A 748-nucleotide genomic window follows, 5' to 3' on the forward strand; every position below is an offset into this window, starting at 1 on the left:
TAGCCGTATCGGAAGGTGCGGCTGGATCACCTCCTTTCTAAGGATTTACGTCTCCTGCGACGGAGACATAAACAACTAACATTCCGCTCGTTTTCAGTTTTGAAAGAGCAATCTTTCAATTGCATAAAACCTTTGTTTGGTGGTAATGGAGAAAGGGTTCCACGCGTACCCATCCCGAACACGACCGTTAAGCCTTTCATCGCCGATGGTACTTGGACCGCAGGGTCCTGGGAGAGTAGGACGCCGCCAAGCAGAGCACATGCTCTTCAGTTCTTGTGGACTGAATGAGGGCCCTTAGCTCAGCTGGTTAGAGCGCACCCCTGATAAGGGTGAGGTCGGTGGTTCGAGTCCACTAGGGCCCACCATTTAAACTTTATAGAAGATAACCTACCTATTATGGGGCTATAGCTCAGCTGGGAGAGCGCCTGCCTTGCACGCAGGAGGTCAGGGGTTCGATCCCCCTTGGCTCCACCAAAACATTCCTCTGGAATGTAAGGTTAGATTCATGTATGATATGTTCTTGTGAATGTATCAATTGTACCTTGAAAACTGAATCGCGAAGTAAGAAAAGCGACTTAGAATATCCTCATCTTTTTAGATGAAACTTAGTGAAGTGTTGACCTTGGTCAGCATGGAACGTTGGTTAAGCTATTAAGAGCACACGGAGGATGCCTAGGCACCAGGAGCCGATGAAGGACGTGGCGAACAACGATACGCCTCGGGGAGCAGTAAGCATGCATTGATCCGG

Annotated in this window: 2 tRNA genes and 2 rRNA genes; all 4 read left to right on the top strand. The window is 49.1% G+C overall.

Annotated features, from left to right (window positions below):
• The first annotated feature begins 135 nt into the window (after nt 1-135).
• Nucleotides 136-252, top strand: a 5S ribosomal RNA gene (gene rrf / locus ACXX53_RS23080).
• A 36-nt stretch (nt 253-288) separates the two neighbouring features.
• A tRNA-Ile gene (locus tag ACXX53_RS23085) sits at nt 289-365 on the top strand.
• A gap of 33 nt (nt 366-398) precedes the next feature.
• A tRNA-Ala gene (locus ACXX53_RS23090) sits at nt 399-474 on the top strand.
• A gap of 167 nt (nt 475-641) precedes the next feature.
• Nucleotides 642-748: ribosomal RNA gene (locus ACXX53_RS23095) — 23S ribosomal RNA — on the top strand; the annotation flags it as partial.

Source organism: Paenibacillus marinisediminis (assembly GCF_054343325.1).